The 18,610-nt window shown below is 43.6% G+C and carries 18 protein-coding genes; 10 read left to right on the top strand and 8 right to left on the bottom strand.

The window, feature by feature from the left end; genetic code table 11:
• Window positions 1–125 precede the first annotated feature (125 nt).
• On the bottom strand, window positions 126–1,307 hold the full coding sequence (locus tag JMX63_RS10790; protein WP_201572312.1) for an MFS transporter: 1,182 nt from the start codon (window positions 1,305–1,307) through the stop codon (window positions 126–128).
• A gap of 265 nt (window positions 1,308–1,572) precedes the next feature.
• Here JMX63_RS10790 and JMX63_RS10795 point away from each other — a divergent pair, with 265 nt between their 5' ends.
• The gene (locus tag JMX63_RS10795) at window positions 1,573–2,952 is read left to right on the top strand and encodes an aminotransferase-like domain-containing protein (RefSeq protein ID WP_201572314.1); all 1,380 of its coding nucleotides are present in this window, start codon (window positions 1,573–1,575) and stop codon (window positions 2,950–2,952) included.
• 247 nt (window positions 2,953–3,199) lie between these two features.
• Window positions 3,200–4,183 carry an EamA family transporter gene (locus JMX63_RS10800; protein ID WP_201572316.1) on the top strand — a complete coding sequence of 328 codons (984 nt, stop codon included), beginning with the start codon at window positions 3,200–3,202 and terminating at the stop codon, window positions 4,181–4,183.
• Window positions 4,184–4,249: 66 nt separating this feature from the next.
• Here JMX63_RS10800 and JMX63_RS10805 read toward each other — a convergent pair whose 3' ends face one another.
• The 3 genes from JMX63_RS10805 to JMX63_RS10815 form a co-directional block, all read right to left on the bottom strand.
• A complete protein-coding gene (locus tag JMX63_RS10805; RefSeq protein ID WP_201572319.1) occupies window positions 4,250–5,377 on the bottom strand; it encodes a M14 family metallopeptidase in 1,128 nt (375 codons plus the stop codon).
• A gap of 208 nt (window positions 5,378–5,585) precedes the next feature.
• Entirely contained in the window at window positions 5,586–7,133 is a 1,548-nt protein-coding gene (locus JMX63_RS10810; RefSeq protein ID WP_201572320.1) for an ATP-binding protein, read from the bottom strand.
• Window position 7,134: 1 nt separating this feature from the next.
• On the bottom strand, window positions 7,135–7,857 hold the full coding sequence (locus JMX63_RS10815) for a heavy metal response regulator transcription factor (protein ID WP_201572321.1): 723 nt from the start codon (window positions 7,855–7,857) through the stop codon (window positions 7,135–7,137).
• A 195-nt stretch (window positions 7,858–8,052) separates the two neighbouring features.
• On the opposite strand from JMX63_RS10815, the gene JMX63_RS10820 reads away from it, so the two are divergent.
• The 6 genes from JMX63_RS10820 (at window position 8,053) to JMX63_RS10845 (ending at window position 13,271) form a co-directional block, all read left to right on the top strand.
• Window positions 8,053–8,331 carry a hypothetical protein gene (locus tag JMX63_RS10820; RefSeq protein ID WP_058025813.1) on the top strand — a complete coding sequence of 93 codons (279 nt, stop codon included), beginning with the start codon at window positions 8,053–8,055 and terminating at the stop codon, window positions 8,329–8,331.
• Window positions 8,332–8,525: 194 nt separating this feature from the next.
• Window positions 8,526–9,119 carry a c-type cytochrome gene (locus tag JMX63_RS10825; protein WP_201572322.1) on the top strand — a complete coding sequence of 198 codons (594 nt, stop codon included), beginning with the start codon at window positions 8,526–8,528 and terminating at the stop codon, window positions 9,117–9,119.
• 139 nt (window positions 9,120–9,258) lie between these two features.
• A complete protein-coding gene (locus JMX63_RS10830) occupies window positions 9,259–9,906 on the top strand; it encodes a DUF411 domain-containing protein (protein WP_201572323.1) in 648 nt (215 codons plus the stop codon).
• 117 nt (window positions 9,907–10,023) lie between these two features.
• A complete protein-coding gene (locus JMX63_RS10835; protein WP_320157866.1) occupies window positions 10,024–11,724 on the top strand; it encodes a copper resistance system multicopper oxidase in 1,701 nt (566 codons plus the stop codon).
• A gap of 25 nt (window positions 11,725–11,749) precedes the next feature.
• Window positions 11,750–12,760: a copper resistance protein B gene (locus tag JMX63_RS10840; RefSeq protein ID WP_201572324.1), complete on the top strand. Its 1,011-nt coding sequence runs from the start codon at window positions 11,750–11,752 to the stop codon at window positions 12,758–12,760.
• A 43-nt stretch (window positions 12,761–12,803) separates the two neighbouring features.
• Window positions 12,804–13,271, top strand: coding sequence for a DUF305 domain-containing protein (locus JMX63_RS10845; RefSeq protein ID WP_227673316.1), 468 nt, complete (start codon window positions 12,804–12,806; stop codon window positions 13,269–13,271).
• Window positions 13,272–13,306: 35 nt separating this feature from the next.
• Here the strand turns inward: JMX63_RS10845 and JMX63_RS10850 are convergent, their stop codons facing one another.
• Complete coding sequence (locus tag JMX63_RS10850; RefSeq protein WP_179799402.1) at window positions 13,307–13,528, bottom strand: hypothetical protein; 222 nt, start codon at window positions 13,526–13,528, stop codon at window positions 13,307–13,309.
• Between the two features lie 171 nt (window positions 13,529–13,699).
• On the bottom strand, window positions 13,700–14,827 hold the full coding sequence (locus JMX63_RS10855) for an alkene reductase (RefSeq protein ID WP_265089104.1): 1,128 nt from the start codon (window positions 14,825–14,827) through the stop codon (window positions 13,700–13,702).
• A gap of 186 nt (window positions 14,828–15,013) precedes the next feature.
• Between JMX63_RS10855 and JMX63_RS10860 the strand changes: the two genes are divergently transcribed.
• The gene (locus JMX63_RS10860; protein WP_201572326.1) at window positions 15,014–15,898 is read left to right on the top strand and encodes a LysR family transcriptional regulator; all 885 of its coding nucleotides are present in this window, start codon (window positions 15,014–15,016) and stop codon (window positions 15,896–15,898) included.
• Between the two features lie 231 nt (window positions 15,899–16,129).
• Here JMX63_RS10860 and JMX63_RS10865 read toward each other — a convergent pair whose 3' ends face one another.
• Both JMX63_RS10865 and JMX63_RS10870 read right to left on the bottom strand, forming a co-directional pair.
• Window positions 16,130–16,957, bottom strand: coding sequence for a DODA-type extradiol aromatic ring-opening family dioxygenase (locus JMX63_RS10865; protein WP_201572328.1), 828 nt, complete (start codon window positions 16,955–16,957; stop codon window positions 16,130–16,132).
• 89 nt (window positions 16,958–17,046) lie between these two features.
• A complete protein-coding gene (locus tag JMX63_RS10870) occupies window positions 17,047–17,493 on the bottom strand; it encodes a DoxX family protein (protein WP_201572330.1) in 447 nt (148 codons plus the stop codon).
• A 151-nt stretch (window positions 17,494–17,644) separates the two neighbouring features.
• On the opposite strand from JMX63_RS10870, the gene JMX63_RS10875 reads away from it, so the two are divergent.
• Complete coding sequence (locus tag JMX63_RS10875) at window positions 17,645–18,571, top strand: LysR family transcriptional regulator (RefSeq protein WP_201572331.1); 927 nt, start codon at window positions 17,645–17,647, stop codon at window positions 18,569–18,571.
• Window positions 18,572–18,610: the final 39 nt, after the last annotated feature.

The following is an 18,610-nucleotide window of genomic DNA, read 5'->3' on the forward strand; positions in this document are numbered from 1 at the left end:
GAACCACTCATGCCTGCCAGATATAATAAATGAACTAAAACAATTCATATAACAAAATGGACAAGTAATCTAACCATGAAAAATTGAAAAGATAATGAATAGAAAACTGCATTATCAATCTTATTTTAAGTCACGCTATGCAAATTGGCGTTCGAATGACGTCCAGTCCTCAACATAGGCTGGCTAGCAAATAAGACAATCACACCAACTAATGAAAACACACCAAAGGCGTAGAATGCAGTAGCAGCACCATACCGATCCACAATCAAACCAGTAAAGATGACGGGTACACTAAGCCCTATATATGCCATCAGAAAATAGCCTGCACTTGCACGTGCCTGCTCATTTCCAGCAGATTTTGCGACTCCTAACATACCGCCTAAATAGACAAAGCCATAGCAACTCGTACTGGCCAAAAATGCCGCCAAAAGAATGACTGGTAGATTGGCATTCAACGTCCCCCAAGCCAATAAAGCATAAGCTGGTAGTAAAATCAGAAGACCAAGCTTGCTTGAAACTTGAGGGTCAAGCTTTCGGGCGATTGGCTGAACGATCAATCCACAACTGATGGCTAACATAGAGGATACCCCTGCATATTTAGCCAGTCCATGCGTGGCCAGTACTGAGGGAATAACTGAAAATATCAAACCTGTCGTCGCCCAACAGATCAAGATACCGCTGCCATACCAGATGACCTCACGGTTAAAATAAGGTAGCCGTAGCATAGAGGTGGGCAAATTAGTGCGTTTAGGTGCTGTCTCTGGTAATTGATATAACAAAAACATAGCGAACAGCCCGCTCGCTAGCAGTAAGAAAAAACTGGCTGGTTGATCAGTTTCATAAAGCATCAAAGAAACCGTCGTCAATACAGGGCCAAGACCAAAACCTATCGTTGTACTGGCCGTCACCCACGCTGTCGCACGCATCGTATCTGATGAGCCAAGTAGCTCAATCATATGGGCAGTCGCCGTCGCAGCCATTAGAGCTGTTCCCACACCCAGTATGAATCGCGCTAATGCTAGCGCTCGCGTGTACGGATAAAACAACATAAGAGCCGTTGCTGCTACCGATAGTGCCAAAGAGATTAAAATCACCTTACGTCGTCCGATCCGATCCGACAACCCACCGAAAGCTAATAATACAGGTATGACGCCTAATACATAAAAGGAAAACGCTATCGTAGTTGCTAGTACACCATAGCCATCATTGTGTGCATAGACGGCATAAAGTGGGCCTTGGATATTGACACTTGTCGTTATCACGCACAAGGCAAAGGCCAGATATTTATTATATTTTTTAGTGGTCATATATCGCTGCTTGTTGAATAATAATCGCTGAATTGACTGAGGTAAATGCGTTTCACAATAGAATCACACCTACCTCCACATCGTTTACGTTCAATGATTAAAACAAAAGCACAGCAGGTTATCTATATACAATCCAGTACAATTAGACAGAACTGTTTGGACTATAAAACCCATACAGTTCGGATATCCTACCCATATATTGTCCTAGCTATAACCTTAAGATAAAACCTTCACAAAATTCGCCTTACCAAAAATTGTAAAAAATATGAATAAGAAGCTAACACGTATCGAAGTTGTCATGGCTGACGTAAAAGAGAAAATAGCGACCGTTATCTACATGCCAGAGTCGCGGCTACCATCTGTCCGTGCTGCTGCCAAAGATTATGGGTTCTCGCCATCTACCGTGGTTGAAGCCTATGAGCGCCTGCAAACTGAGGGCTTTATTTACTCTCGGCCTGGTGCAGGGTTCTATGTGGCAGAGACGACAGCGCCGCTATCATTGACAGATATAGCACCAAAAATTGATCGAGTGGTAGATCCATTGTGGGTATCGCGGCAGTCGCTGGAGCCACCCGATGGTGCACTAAAGCCAGGCTGCGGCTGGTTGCCAGCGGACTGGCTGTTTGAGGCAGGTATACGCCGTGGTTTGCGAAATGTAGCAAAAGCTGACGCGTCCATTATCAGTGAGTATGCAACGCCGCTAGGACTGTTAGCATTGCGTCAACTAATCACGCGGCGTATGGCAGGATTGAATATCAATGCAGAACCGTCACAGGTCATATTGACGGATTCCGGCACTCAAGCGATAGATTTGATTTTTCGATTTTTGCTGACACCAGGCGATACGGTTGTCGTCGATGATCCTTGTTATTTTAACTTTCGAGCACAGCTGCTTGCCCATCGGGTCAAAGTAGTTGGCGTCCCTTATACGCCAAATGGGCCAAATGTAAAGGCCTTTGCAGCGATTTTAGATGAGCATAAGCCGCGCCTGTACATCACCAATGCTGCCATTCACAATCCTACGGGCGCAACGTTATCACCTGCTACGGCATACCGTGTATTACAATTGGCTCAGGCTGCTGGTTTGTACATCATCGAAGACGATATTTTTGCAGATTTTGAAGTCAAGCCTGCGGCGAGATTGGCGGCTTTGGATGGGTTATCACGCGTATTCTATATCGGCAGTTTTTCTAAAACGTTATCCGCATCCCTACGCTGTGGTTATATTGCAGCGCCTACAGAGTGGGTTGAGAGTTTGGTAGATTTAAAGATAGCGACTGGCTTTGGTGGCAGTCAGTTAGCAGCGGCGGTTGTGTTCTCAGCGTTGACTGATAGCGGCTACCGTAAGCATATGAATGATATCCATACTCGGCTGGCAAGCGCGCGTACTCATACGCTACCACGATTGGCTAAATTAGGCATCGTACCGTGGCTGCTCCCACAAGCAGGTATGTTCCTATGGTGCCGATTACCTGAGAATAATAATGCGACCGAATTGGCCAATCGCTGCTTATCACAGGGTGTGGTATTGGCGCCGGGTAATGTTTTTAGCCAATCGGACAATGCTGAGAACTTTATGCGGTTCAATGTGGCGCAAATGAGTCATTCAAAAGTTTTCGAGGTATTGGCTCAATCGTTAGACTGACCAATCAGAAATTTATATATTCATTCCACTATTATAAAAGTATTACAGCGTTAACCTCGCTTGAAGTATCAAATGTACATCTATACTCGGTTGCCTTGTACTACTTTTAAATTGAATCGACTATAGTGCTAGTACCGTCCTATTATATAGTGACCTTTCGACTATAACTCTAAGTCTAAATATCAGCCAAACACAATCAAATCTAATCACTTCCGACAACGGATAATAACCCTCTAGGATAGCTCATATGTCCCCTATATATACTGCATTGGCTGTACTGGTTACCTTTATCTGGGGCGTAAATTTTACTTTTATTGCGTGGGGTCTTGAGAGCTTTCCGCCACTGATGCTTACCGCCCTGCGTTTTTTCTTTACTGCTGTGCCACTGGTTTTGTTTCTAAAGCCGCCTAAATTCAACCGTACCCTGTTTATTTATGCCATCGGTACATTTGTCATGCAGTATGCCTTTGTCTTTACAGCGATGCATCTGGGTTCATCCCCGGGGCTGACGGCACTACTGCTACAAATTCAGATTTTTATCACGGTATTGCTAGCGTACTTTATATTGGGCGAAGCAGTCAGCCGTATGCAAATCGTCGGTATGTTGGTCGGTGTACTAGGACTCAGCGTGATTGCGTTAAACCTTGGCGGTGATATGCCTTTGGCAGGGTTCATCTGTATTTTGATTGCGGCCATCGGTTGGAGCTTTGGTAATATTGCCTCCAAGCAAGCATCAAAACAGGCTTCAGAAAAAGTGTTAGAAAAAGCATCAGAGCAAATGGCTCTAAAGGCGATGCAGCAAGGAACAAGGGGATCTGTTGCCACATCTAGCACTGGAAAGAATAAAGCCTCTGCTCTGTCTGCGCTAGCGCTGGTAGTCTGGGGCGGTCTCATTGCTTGCGTGATGTTGACGATATCTTCTCTTACATTTGAGACTGATGCATGGCAGCTAGCGACGTTTACTGAAGCTTCACTCAAGTCTTGGCTCTCACTTGGATTTATCGTCTATATCTCAACCTTAATTGGCTTTGGTCTATGGGCACACTTACTCAGTCAAAATACCGCCTCCAAGGTTATGCCGTTTGCACTATTGGTACCCGTATTCGGTATGGTGACCTCAGTACTACTCACAGGAGAAGTAGTGACGTGGTGGAAGATGCTGGCCATGATGTTGATTTTGTCAGGACTGTTATTGGCAAATGTGAAGATAAAAATTAAAAAAAGCTGCTAGCGACGACCACTAAAACACTTGGCCATCATTAGCAGCTTTTTATTTTCTGCAGCTTTTTTTCTATAGTTATCGTAAATCATCCACGACAGCTAGCATTGCTACCAGTGATGCTTCCCCTAACTTGATAGAACGCTCTGGCGACCAACCCATCTCTTCATCGGGCAGATTATCATTGTCTTTAAATGGCATCTCTAACGTATTAGCAAGGCAATCAAAACGCTCTGCTACCCAATTGGTGGCAACGGTCATATTGGCAGCACCTGGTGCATCAATCTCATAGCCAATCTCAGACTGAAAATCAGCACTGGCTAACTTCAATACCTCTGAAAATTTATCACGTAGTACAGCGAGACGGTCACTGTAGCTTGGCGTCCCTTGTGAGCCAGCTAAGAATACATACGGCAATGCTTCATCGCCATGCACATCGTAAAATAGATCCACGCCTGTCGCTTCCATTTTATTAATCACATGAAATACTTCAGGGCTTTTGTCTAAGCTTGGACTTTGCCATTCACGGTTTAGGTTGGTTCCGACAGCGTTAGTACGCAAGTGACCACGTACACTGCCATCAGGGTTCATATTAGGGACAATATAAAAGTTTACCTTGTCTAACAACTGTTTGCCAGTCGCATTATCGCTATCTAACAAGCTATACAACAAACCCTCAATGAGCCATTCAGCCATCGTCTCACCTGGATGCTGACGAGCAGTAATCCATATATTGCGCTTGTGGGCAGCACCATCACCTATTTTGACTAGGGTCAAGTCACGTTTATCAAGCGTTTCGCCCAAATGCTCTAACGTCACTAGCGGATGCACTTGCACTGCGGCCAATAAATCTTGATGACGCTCATAGCTATAAGGCGCAAAGTACGCAATCTGAATGGTTTCGCATTCTAACTCTGCCACGATGGTCAACTTGCCATCTTTATAAGACGTTGGCAGACGGAACCAATGCTGACGATCATAAGAAGCCACCGCTTGGTAGTTCTCCCAACCTTCTAGATAAGACGCCTCTCCTGCATTCAAAATGTTGAGAACATACTGCTCCCCTATTTGACCTGACAGACGAAAGTTAAACCACTGAAAGAACTCGCCACCAACATCTGGGCGAATCGCTAATTGAATGTCTTTTTTGTCATCTGCATTAATAATGTCGATGTTGCCTGCATCAAAATTAGCCGTGATATGCATAGTCATTCCCTAATTGGTTTTTATGATTGTGTTTTAAGTATTATGTTCGTTATCGACTTACTATTTTACCTATTGCCTTTTAATAATCTCTAGCTTTATATTGGGCACTAGACATACATTTACTTGGTCATTACCAGCTCGTTTTCAAGGCAATCACTTGCCGAATTTATCTATTCAGATTGAATATCTATCGTTGACTACTAAAAGATTAAACGTCCTCCAATAACTCGACACTCACTTGAAAGTAATCATCGTCCTTTATAGTAATACTGACGTTACCGTTATGCGCCCCAACGATAGACTGTACGATAGATAGACCCAAACCTGTTCCTGTATGGCGATCTATTGTTTTGTGATCTCGATAGAAGCGCTCAAACAACTTATCTGCCTCACTTTGTGTCAATGGCTCATCTAATCGGTTGGTGATGGTCATTCGTAAAATAGCTTGTTTTGATTGTTGAAGACTGCTTATTGTTGTGCCCACCATCTCATTTGAGTTTATTCTATCTGCCCTAATGGTTATAACGCTATCTTGAGCAGCATAATAAATCGCATTCGATATCAGATTAGCAAAGAGCCTTTGTAATAAACTTTTGTCTCCTAAGACAGCGCTGAACTCACCTTTGGTTTCAATAGCGATACCTCGGTCTTCTGCAATCATTTCGTAGTAATCAACGAGCTTGGTGATTAAACTTTCCGTATCCACGTGACTGATTTGCGAGTCACTCAATCCTTTTTGGGTTTTTGCCAGCAGCAGCATGTTGTTTATCATGGCCGACAGCTGCTCTAACGTGTCATGTTGATGGTGGAGCTGCTCAATATATTCATCACCCGCTCTTGGTTTATTTAACATGACTTGCGTTTGCGTGCTGAGTGTCGCTATTGGAGTGCGCAGCTCATGGGCGATATTGTCTGAAAACCGTGACAATGATTCAAAATTACTTTCAAGCTTGGCCATCATTGAGTTGTAAGATTCTGCTAGTGGTCGCAGCTCTAACGGCATATCACTGACCGTGACTCTATCATCCAATCTATCAGGATTCATTGTTTTCATTTTTTGGACGATGGTCGCCAAAGGGGCAAAACCCCAGTACACACCCAACGCCGCTACTGAGACGAGCAACAAGGTAATCGCGAACAAAATCATACTAAGCTGACGATTGAACTGTAATAAATACTGATGATGCACATCTATAGGCAATGCGATAAGCGCAAGCATTTTGTCGTCTTCAATGACCATTGCTCGATAATATCGGCTGTTGATATTCATCACAAACTGTTGCTTATCATTATCTTGTTTCAGTGATGACAGATTAAACCCTGCCCCTAGCTCTTGAGCAAAGTTATTGGGGGTACTAGACAGTATCTGCCCTTCTTTATTAGCGATAATGGTTTTTAGATCGTAATCTAGCCAAGAAGAATGCTGATGATCAGTTTCATCTGATATCGCTGCGGTAGAAGTATCTCCATCAGGCATTACGTCAGGTGCCGCTCTTAGCGGCTGTTGACTATTCAATGGATTTTGAGAGGTATGTAGGGTTTGGGAAGTTATAGGGCTACTAGGTTCTATCACTCGCTTACGTAGGTTAAAAGCCGCATGGGTCATAATCTCAGCGTCCATTTGCTCGAAATGGCCTTTAACAGAACGCTGTATCCATATATAAATAATAACCTGCGATATAACAACAAATATTGTGAGCAATAGCACAGTACGCCATAATAGTGGCAAGCGCCGATTATCAAACCTATATTTCATATTAGATATTGCCAGCTTCGTGAGATGGTTTGCTATCAAGCGCTGTATCGACAGCCTCTAACCGATAGCCCATCCCGCGCACCGTATGAATCAGCTTTGCGTCATGATCATCGTCTATTTTTATACGAAGACGCCTTATCGCCACATCAATCACATTGGTATCATTTTCAAAGTTCATATCCCATACTTGGGAAGCGATGATTGAGCGTGGAAGCACTTCACCGCGGCGCTCTAATAAAAACTGTAGTAAGGAAAACTCTTTTGCCGTGAGCTTAATAGGCGTATCTCCTCTATGCACCGTGCGCTTGCCAATGTCCATCTTGAGATCCGCTATTTGCATAATCGTACTTTGATAGTCGGCTTGATTGGCACGTCGTAATAAGCTTTTCATCCTGACGATCAATTCTGCAAAGGCGAAAGGTTTGGTCAAATAATCATCACCACCAATCTCAATCCCTTTTATCTTGTCACTTAAGTCATCTTTTGCCGTTAGAAATAACACGGGCGTATGTTTGCCAGCCGCTCGGTAATTACGCACCAGCTCAAAGCCACTAACGTCAGGTAGCATCACATCCATCAATATCACGCTAAATTCTTCCGTCATCAATGCATGGTAGCCATCTAGTCCTGTTAGCTGATGATCCACGATAAACCCAGCTTCGGTTAAGCCCTTTTTTATATACTCGCCAAGCTTCAATTCATCTTCTACCAGCAGTACTTTCATAATAGCTTCCCATATACCTTTCACGCTTACCTAGCATAGTAAAGCATAACCCCACTTTGAACATAAAAAAATCTCAAGATGACAGAATTGTAATCCTACCGTCATCTCTCTGTCAGAATCACTAAAGTATGCTTTAAAGTAACTTAATATCTTAAAGTCTTTTCGACTACATACCAATTTAAATAAGGATTTACCATGTCACTATTCAAATCAATGCCACTGTCTAAATCAATCGTAGCAACTGCTATAGCCTTAGTTGTTTCAACCTCTGCTTTGGCGCACGACCCAAAAATGCATGCTGAAAAAGACCAAATGAACTGTGAGAAAATGCAAAAGCATATGCAGATGATGCAAAAAATGGATCATAGCAAAATGGACATGAATGATCCTGCTATGAAAGCCATGATGGCCAACATGAGCAAAATGAAAGCGATGTACCAAAAGCACTGTGTGAGCAGCGATAGCGACTCTTAAATATCAATTTATAAGTTCAACACTATAGTCAGTTCAATATAATTTCGATACAAGGAAACCGAGTGCAAGTTATACATTAGTATGCTTAGCGAGGATGACGCTGTAGCGGATTTATATAGACTTGACTATATTGTCAGAGAAGCTGATCAAGCAGTAATGGGATATTAAAGAAAATGGATTTTTAGGACAAACCTATGAAGTTTTTACTAGGAATACTGTTTACTGTCTTTGTCGCTATTGTGGGCGTTTTTATGGTGGTGACCAGTGGTGTGATAAATATCGGCGCTGATCAGGCCCATAGTCCGCTGGTTTACGATTTTTTAGAGACCGCTCGCAATCGTTCGATAGCAAATGCTAGTAAGGACATTGCGGTTCCAAACTTAGAAAAGACAGAAATGATCAGCTCGGGCGGGGCAGACTATAAGGATATGTGTGCAGGTTGTCACTTGTCTCCTGGGGTAGAAAGCACTGATTTTAGTGCAAGTTTATATCCAAAGCCGCCCAGTTTTACCAATACTGAATTGGTTGAACGCTATAAAACATACACAGGTGCTCAGCAAGCCTTTTGGGTCATTAAACACGGCATTATGGCATCAGGTATGCCCGCATGGGGCGCTTCGCACGATGATGATAGGATGTGGGCAATGGTCGCTTTTATCAGATCATTACCTGAATTAAATGAAGCCCAGTACACCATGTTAACGACTAGGATAGACGATGATATGTTGGACATGTCATTTGATGGCGAGATGGGTATGTCAGGTGATGGATCGGGCATGCAACATTGATTTTTCGTAAGAGAGGCAGTGCTTAATAGTACTGCTTTTTGCGATTGTCATTTTAAGTAATACCAGTATTACATGACTCAGTAATACGGCTTTAATTTTTATAAATTTACTCGTCAGACAGACGCTCAGGAGTGGTTTTATGAGACGCTATACTAATAGATTTATTAATGCACATCATCAGATATCTGGCCGTATGCTCTCGGCGATTGCGGTCTTGCCACTATCGTTAACGATTGCCGCTTGTAGTCAGCCTAATGCCACTACTGCTGACTCAACACCAGCGACTGAGCCAACTACCGCTACGCAAAAAGCCACGCTAGTAGAGCAACCACAAGCCGAAATAATGCCAGTCAGCGCTCCTTTAGATACCCAATCAACTATCCTAAAAAATATCTCAGCCACCGTCTATAAAGATGCCAATTGTGGCTGCTGTAAAGAATGGGTCGGTTATGCCGAAGGTCATGGCCTAAATGCAACCGCGCAGAATCTCGAAGACGTGTCCTTGTTTAAAGAGCGCTATAGCGTACCCCAGCAAATGCGCTCTTGTCATACCACCGTGACTACTGATGGCTACGTTTTTGAAGGTCATGTCCCTGCCAAGTATATGGCGCAGTTCCTAAAAAACCCGCCAAGTGATGCGATTGGTCTTGCCGTACCGAGCATGCCAGTCGGTAGCCCAGGTATGGAATACCAAGATAAATTCATGCCATATAAAGTGATGCAGCTTAATAAAGATGGCTCAACAGCTATTTATGCAATCATTGACTCACCGCAGCAGCAAATCTAGCTTGGTTGTCGTTTAAATAGCTTATAAAGCTCTATTAATAAATGACCAAAGTCATAGACTTAGCTGATAAATACAGACTCAACTCTCGCTTTATGGATATAAATCAGGTGAATTATTATGAACAAAACTATGCTTAACCGCAGGCGTTTTTTGACAGGATCTTCTACCTTGTTAGGGGCATCCATGCTGTCCACCCTACCGTCTATTGCCAATAGTGCGCTCGGTAAAGGCCAGCAGAATGTAGCCGTCAACAGTGATAAATCTGACCATATCGTACCTATCCTAACTGGGAATGAGTTTGATCTGTATGTCAGCAAGAAGCTCGTTACTGTTAATGGCAAGTCGAGTATGGCGACGCTGATTAATGACTCGCTGCCAGCGCCAACGCTAAAGATGCGTGAAGGCGATACCGTAACTATCCGTGTTCATAACCAGATGAATGAGTCAACCTCTATTCATTGGCATGGCTTGCTGGTACCTTTTGAGATGGATGGGGTGCCAGGTATCAGTTTCGATGGTATTCCCGCGAACAGCACCTTTACCTATAAATTCAAACTTAAACAATCAGGCACCTATTGGTATCACTCACACAGTGGCTTTCAAGAGCAAACCGGTATGCTTGGTGCTATCGTCATTGAACCCAAAGGCCGTGAGCGTCATCCTATCGAGGAAGACCATGTAATCGTGCTGAGTGATTGGACGCACCGCGATCCGCACAATCTCTTGAAGCTGCTCAAACAGCGCGCTGACTTTGATAATTATCATCTGCCAGACTTCAAAAAACTACTATCTGATATTGCCGCAACAGATTTAGAAGCCGCTTATGACAAGCGCAAAATGTGGAATCAGATGCGCATGATGCCGACGGATTTTACTGATTTGTCTGGCGAAAAGACCTTTACCTATCTGATGAATGGTAAGACCACAGCGGCCAATTGGACACAACTAGTAAAAGCAGGACAGCCCGTTAAATTACGCTTTATCAATGCTTCAGCGCAAACCATTTTTGATGTGCGTATACCGGGTCTCAAGATGACTGTGGTAGCAACAGATGGTATTGATGTCGCACCCGTTGCGATTGATGATTTCCGCATTGGCGTGGCTGAGACCTATGATGTCATCGTCACGCCTACTCAAGATGCACATACGATATTTGCCCAAAATATCGATCGTTCAGGCTATGTCGCGACCACGCTTGCAACTAAAAAAGGCGCGCGAGCTGCCATACCTGCTATGGACAAGATTGAATGGTTGACCATGGCCGATATGATGGGTGCGATGGGTGATAAAGGCTACAAAGCAAAGCATGCTAAGACCGAGTATGACTTTAAATCTGATATGCGTGTCGACAGTCCACGTATGAACCTCGATGATCCCGGTATTAACCTGCGTGATATTGATAGAAAGGTTTTGACTTATGACCAATTACGTTCCGTGGATGAGGCTATATTTGCGGAGCAGCGTAATCCTACCCGAGAGATCGAGCTACATTTAACGGGTAACATGGAGCGCTATATTTGGGCCTTAGATGGTGTCATGTTTAAGGATGCAACGCCTGTCAATATTAAGCCGAACGAACGCGTACGTATTACCTTAGTCAATGACACCATGATGAACCATCCGATGCACCTGCATGGTATGTGGAGTGACTTGCGCACGCCATCTGGAGACTTTCAAGTACGTAAACATACGATTGTGGTGCAGCCAGCGCAAAAGATTAGCTTTGATGTGACGGGAGAAGTTGGACGATGGGCGTGGCATTGCCATCTGCTTTATCACATGGAAGCCGGCATGTTCAGAGAAGTTGCCGTCGTTTAACAAACCTTCGAATATGAGGCTTATTATGAAAATATCTAAGAAAAATCTGTCATTCATTGGTTTGTCATCGCTAGTCTTGCTCACATCCTCTTTTGCAACAGCTGCTGAGATGTCGAATATGGATCATAGTGGCATGGATATGTCGGGTGATATGTCTGATATGGAACACAGCGGCATGGATATGTCGGGTGATATGTCAGGTATGGATCACAGCAGTATGGATATGTCAGGTGGTATGTCCGATATGGATCACAGCGGCATGGGTATGTCAGGTGATATGTCTGATATGGACCATAGCGGCATGGATATGTCGGGCATGCAAGGTGGGCAGCCACCGGCTGATGCTCGCAGTCCAGACTATTCAAATGGGGTTCCCTACGGGCAGTATGATAAGCCCATGATGATGGGCAGCATGCCATTATGGGGAGTCTCAGTAGACGACTTGGGCTATCAGTTTGACAAAGATCAAATCAACTTCGAGGCGACGGGTTGGTACGGTACTGACAGTAACCGTATAAGACTACGCACGGAAGGTAGTGCTCATACTAAAGATGATAGAGAAATCGATAGCTTAAGCTCCCTTGCCTATTGGAAACCACTAAGTATTTTTTGGAATGGTGAAGCTGGTGTCGCTTACGATACTGAAAACGACAACGCTGCCGTAATGGCAGGTATTGTCGGTACCGCGCCTTATTTTATAGAAACGGATGCGAGAGCCTACTTATATACCGATGGTCAACTTCGTCTTGATCTGGGCGCAGAGTACGAATGGCGTTTGGATCAGCATTGGGTAGTCATACCGGAGGTTGGACTGACTGCCTTTAGTAAAGATGACCATGATAATGGTATTACCAAAGGCTTTAATGAGATGGAAACTGAGGTCAGGCTGACTTACGAGACATTCAGTCGCCAGCTAGCTCCTTATGTAGGTGTTAGTTATGAGACAGCGCTTGGCAAGGCTCGTGGCCAACGACGTCAAGAAAATGAATCAGTTGATAGCAGTAGTTTGACTGCGGGGGTTAAATTCTGGTTTTAACTGTCTACCCATTTTAATTTAACAAAACAATGGAGGTCATATCATGGAAGCTGCTCAGCAAAAAAATATGAACCCTTATGTAAAATTTACCTTAATGATTCTGACATCGACTGTCATCATGTATATCATGATGTACTTCAATACCTACCAGTGGGATCACATTTACTTTAGTGAAACCCGAGCTTATATGGCGCTATACATGGGTGCCGGTATGGCAGTCGTCATGTTGGCATTTATGACCAATATGTATAAGAAGACCAAGGTCAATTTGATGATCTATGGTCTAAGTGTATTGATGTTTGCAGTTGGTATCTGGGGCGTTAGATCTCAAGCGACTGTCGATCAAGTCGATTGGATGCAGGCGATGATACCGCATCACTCGATTGCCATTCTCACTAGTAGTCGCGCTGATATTGAAGATCCGCGTGTACAAAAGCTTGCTGATGATATTATAAAAGCACAAAAACGTGAAATTGATGAAATGAAGCAGTTGATTGATGAGCTTGAATAAGAGAATGGTGTACCAGTGAACGCTGCGAAAAGCGATTACTTTTTTCTGCTCAGACGCTCAATGACCCAGCCTGCTAGTGGGAAGGACACCAGCTGTGTCAGTGGAACAAGTATTATCGTTTCAATTAATACCACCACTGGCAGGCTTAAACCCTGAGTTATAGGCTTCAATAACGTTAATACGATTAGGAGCGTTGGATAAAGTCCGACATATCCTATCAATATGCGTATAAGTCTGTCTTTGGAATTCTGATTCATTGCCTACTACCTATTGATAAAACGATAAAAGAAAAACCTTTAAGCGACAAAAACAATAATTGTCGCTTAAAGATTGACTGTCTGTGAATATCCAACAAGTCACAAATTTATAAATGAAAATAAGGCCATTAGTATTAATGGCCTTATCTCAGTCACTGTTTATGTACTTTGCTATTCTTGATAGTAAGGATAATCACTGTAGCCCACATCAGTACCACCATACATCGTGGTAGGATCTACTTCATTCAATGGCCAGTTATTGGCAATACGCTCTGGCAGATCAGGATTGGCGATAAAAGGACGACCAAACGCGAATAAATCACCGTAGCCTTTTTCTAAAATGTTCACAGCTTTTTGTACCGTGTACTTGCCAGCATAAATAATACGGCCTGAAAACTCTTCTCTGACTGCTTGATAAAAAGTGTCTGGTAAATCAGGCGCATTATCCCAATCAGCTTCTGCAATGGACAAATAAGCAATACCCGCTTGCTCAAGCAATTTGACTGCTTCAATATACGTATGATGAGGATCTGACTCTACCAAGCCTAAATACACGCGTGTCTCATCCGTACTCGCAAATAATGGCGCAAAGCGTACGCCTAAACGATCAGCACCCACCACTTCACTGACAGCAGCCACGATTTCTTTTAAGAAACGCAGACGATTGGTCAACGATCCGCCGTATTGGTCATCACGGTTATTGGTGTGCTCAGAGATAAACTGATTGACCAGATACCCATTGGCACAATGCAGCTCTACCCCATCAAAACCCGCTTCCAATGCATTGCGCGCAGCTGCCGCATACATACTTACCAGTTCACCAACTTCATCGGTACTGAGAGCGCGTGGCTCACTTGGATCAGCCAATGCACCTGCACCTGGACCTGTTTCAATAAATACTTTGACGTTATCAGCGGTAATATCAGACGGCCCTACCGGCTGAGCACCATTAGGCTGCAAGCTGGTGTGCGACACACGGCCTACATGCCAAAGCTGAGCAAAAATAATACCGCCTTTGTCATGTACTGCTTGCGTGACTTTTTTCCAACCTTCAACTTGGGCTGGTGAATGAATACCTGGCGTCCAAGCATAACCTTGACCTCTTGGCTCAATCTGCGTACCTTCCGTCACCATAAAGCCTGCTGTCGCACGCTGTGCATAATAGCTGGCCATTAAGTCATTAGGGATATTGTCAGGTTGCGTGCTACGAGAGCGTGTCAATGGCGGCATGACGATGCGGTTTTTGAGCGTATAAGGCCCAAGTGCTACAGAGGAAAATAATGTCTTTGTATCTGGAATAGTTTGTGTCATAAGTGTCTCTTTTAAAGCAGCTGATGGCTTATTATTGAATGTATTGAGCCTGTTTTAATGCTTAATAGCTCATTTAGTGGCTACTTAAGCAATGTTGGTCAGCATAGCGTTTTGCAGGTACAATTAGAAACAACCGTTTCTTGTTTAAGATACAATTATTAATGGTATGAAATTATGAATGGTATGAATCGGCTCGATATCAAGCAACTTAGAGTATTGCAGGCGCTACTTGATCTAAAAAACTTGTCGCAAGTCGCACGCAAAATGGGGCTGACCCAACAAGCCATCAGTGAGCAGTTACGCAAGTTACGTGAGGTGTTTGATGATCGTTTGTTTATCCGTCAAGGTAATAGTATGGTGGCAACGCCAAAAGCACTGTCGATGCGGCAACCGATTGACGATATATTAAAACAGTTAGAAATGTTGTTAGAGCCCGAGGTGTTTACGCCGCAAACCTATAAGGGTGTGTTTACGATTAGCGCAACTGACTATGCAACGCAGGCATTATTACCACAACTGTTTAATATAACGCGCCGTGAAGCGCCTGATTTGAGGTTGATAGTGCGCGACTTTGCTTCAGATAACATCAATCAGCTGATTGCGGCAGGTGAACTTGATCTACTCATTACCTTTCCCGAATTTATTCCTGATAATTTATCGTATGTGACGCTGCTTGAAGAGCAACATTTATGCATTACTGGTTGTAAAAACACCTTTGCAACAGAGGCACTAACACTGACACAAATCGCCGCACAGCCGCAACTGGTGGTATCGCCTTCGCGTGCCAACTTGCGTGGCTCACATGATCAATGGTTCGCAGAAAAAGGTCTAAAACGAAACATTGTGATGTCGGTTCCTAGCTTTTCAGCCGTACCAGATATTTTGCACACGACTGACATGATTGCGTTTTATCCTTCGCGATTATTGCCGAGCAGTAAGGTCAAAGAGCTTAAAGTTGAAGCATTGCCGCCTACTTTTAAGGTCATCGCAGCATGGCATCCACGTACTGCTGACAGTGGCATACATCGTTGGTTAATCGAGCAATTACGAAATCTATAATAATTGACTTAGCTATAGCCAACTTTGAAACGACATCGAAAGTTTTTAAATTCAAACTTGATGGAAATAATGTGGTGGCAAACTACGAATAATAAGCGACGTTATCTCTAATTTGATATGCCATTAATAATTGCTGTATTAACCTAAAACATCCTTTGATTCTGAGATTCAAAGGATGTTTTATTTTTGACAATTACGCTGAAACACCGTGATCTATGATTTTCAAAATACTTACCCAAACTGAAAAGCTGACAATTGCGTTTTTAGCACTTGCTGGGAGTAAGTCTTTTGGCCTTTATCACGTCCTGCTGCACCTACCGCTATCATAAGCGGCAACAAATGCTCCTCTGCCCCTAACGGATGTGAGTCAAGCGCGTGAGGCGCATTTTTCCAATTGGCCAATGCCGCAAGTCGTTTATCCGAATCTGCTAATTCCACAGTATTCGTTAGCCATTCATCAAAACGCTCTGATGGTTCAGTAAAACTAGTATCACCATAACCACGCATATTATGAAAGCTCATGCCGCTACCGACGATTAGCACACCCTCTGTACGCAGTGATGCCAGTGCTTGACCAGCAGCTAAATGCGCCTTCGGGTCTAAATCATGACGCAAAGATAGCTGCACCACTGGAATATCTGCCTCAGGGAACATTAGCTTAAGCGGTATAAATACGCCATGATCAAAACCGCGCTCCGCATCTTGTTTATTACCTAACCTTGCCTTTGTCAGTAGACTACTGACTTGCTCTGCCAATGCTGGCGCGCCTGAGGCTGGATAAGTCAAACTATAAGTATGTTCAGGAAAGCCATAATAATCATAAATGAGATCAGGTTGCTTGCCAGCGGTGATACTAAATTCAGCCGTCTGCCAATGCGCACTAATGATTAAGATAGCCTTTGGTCGCTCAGGTAAACGAGTAGAAATGCCCTTTAAAAACGTTGCCATCTCATACCACGTATCCGCTGGTTGCCAATCCATAAAAAAACAAGGCCCTGCACCATGCGGTATAAACAGTACAGGCTGGCTGACTGGCTCATTAGATAAAAGTGTTGTCATGGCTTTCCCCTTGTTGCTTGTCTTAAATGGCTATTTTCAAATGGCTTTATTCACTAATAATTGAATAATCCCATTTACAATTATAAAACCTAGTCTAATTTTTCTGATAATACTTTATCCATACTGAGGGAGCCGCCACCTTGAATAGCTAGGGCAAGCGTAGCTACCATCAATGTTAGCGCGTATTCATAACCGCCATTATCAGCAAATAGCCCATTGCTAATATGGACAGAAAAAATAGCCACTAACATGGTAAAGGCTGCGGCTAAAGCAGCTGGTCTGGTTAACAAACCTAATACCAGAGCCAGACCACCGAAGAACTCAGCACCACCTGCTAGTATCGCCATTAAGTAGCCAGGTTCCATACCCATACTGCTTAACCATTGAGCCGTACCTGCCAATCCATTGCCACCAAACCAACCAAATAATTTTTGGGCGCCATGGGCTGCTAAAATCAGGCCAACGGGTACACGAAGCACTAAGGCCGCTGCTCCAGCTTTTGATGTCAAAATAGTATCTAATAGTGATGATTTCATTGATGCTTACTCCATAAGGTATGATTAAAATAAATAGTGTCGAAAATGATATAAGCACACTTTACTATCAACGCTATAAAAGAGTAAGATCAGTTATATTGAATAATTATCAACATAATGTTTATAATGTATTTGATATCGAGAGAATTATATGGATAGAATCGATGCCATGCGTGCTTTTGTCGCGGTAGTGACAGAAGGCAGCTTTAGCAAAGCGGCTATTACGATGCAGCTCTCGCCGCAGCTAGTAAGCAAGTATGTAGCAAAGCTAGAGGAGGAACTACATACTCGCCTGCTCAACCGTACTACACGCAAAGTCAGCCTGACAGAAGCTGGTAGTCAATACTTTACGCACGCGCAGCAGATTTTATTGAGTATTGATGAGATGGCATCGCAGTTAGGCGGCTTACAGCAGCATCCCAAAGGCGTCCTGCGCATCAGTGCGCCCGTCTCCTTTGCCTTAAAACATATGGCAAAACTCATCACTGATTTTCAGGAGCGCTATCCGTCAGTTACCGTTGATCTGCAGTTGAGTGATCGAAAAGTAGATATCGTTGAAGAAGGGTTTGATATTGCCCTGCGTATCGGACAGCTCCAAAGCTCATCGCTTATCGCCAAGCAGATTGCTCCGATTCGCGTGGTATTATGCGCCTCGCCCGAGTACCTCAAAAATCATGGCACCCCTAAGCAACTTGAGGATCTAGAGTCGCATCGCTATTTGCATTATAGCTATATGAATGTAGAAACTAAGGGTCAAATCTACAAATACCTAAAGACCAAACAATTCAAAGAACGTAGCGTTTTCCATAGTAATAATGGTGACGTACTCGTTGAAGCAGCTATTGCAGGCGGAGGATTGATATTACAGCCGACTTTTATTGCTAGTGAAGCGTTGAGCTCTGGCAAGTTGGTCGTAGTGTTGCCAGAATATGAACCTAGCCCTTTAGGCTTATATGCCGTCTACGCCCATAGAAAACTACTACCTCACAAAGTCAGATGCTTTATCGACTTTATGACCAACTACTATGGCACGCCGCCGTATTGGGATGAGAATATAGCGCACGCGCCAAACGACTAATTACTCATCATACAAAAATCTGTTTCGTAGCATAACTGA

This window comes from Psychrobacter nivimaris (assembly GCF_904846365.1).
Taxonomy (GTDB): Bacteria; Pseudomonadota; Gammaproteobacteria; order Pseudomonadales; family Moraxellaceae; genus Psychrobacter; species Psychrobacter nivimaris_B.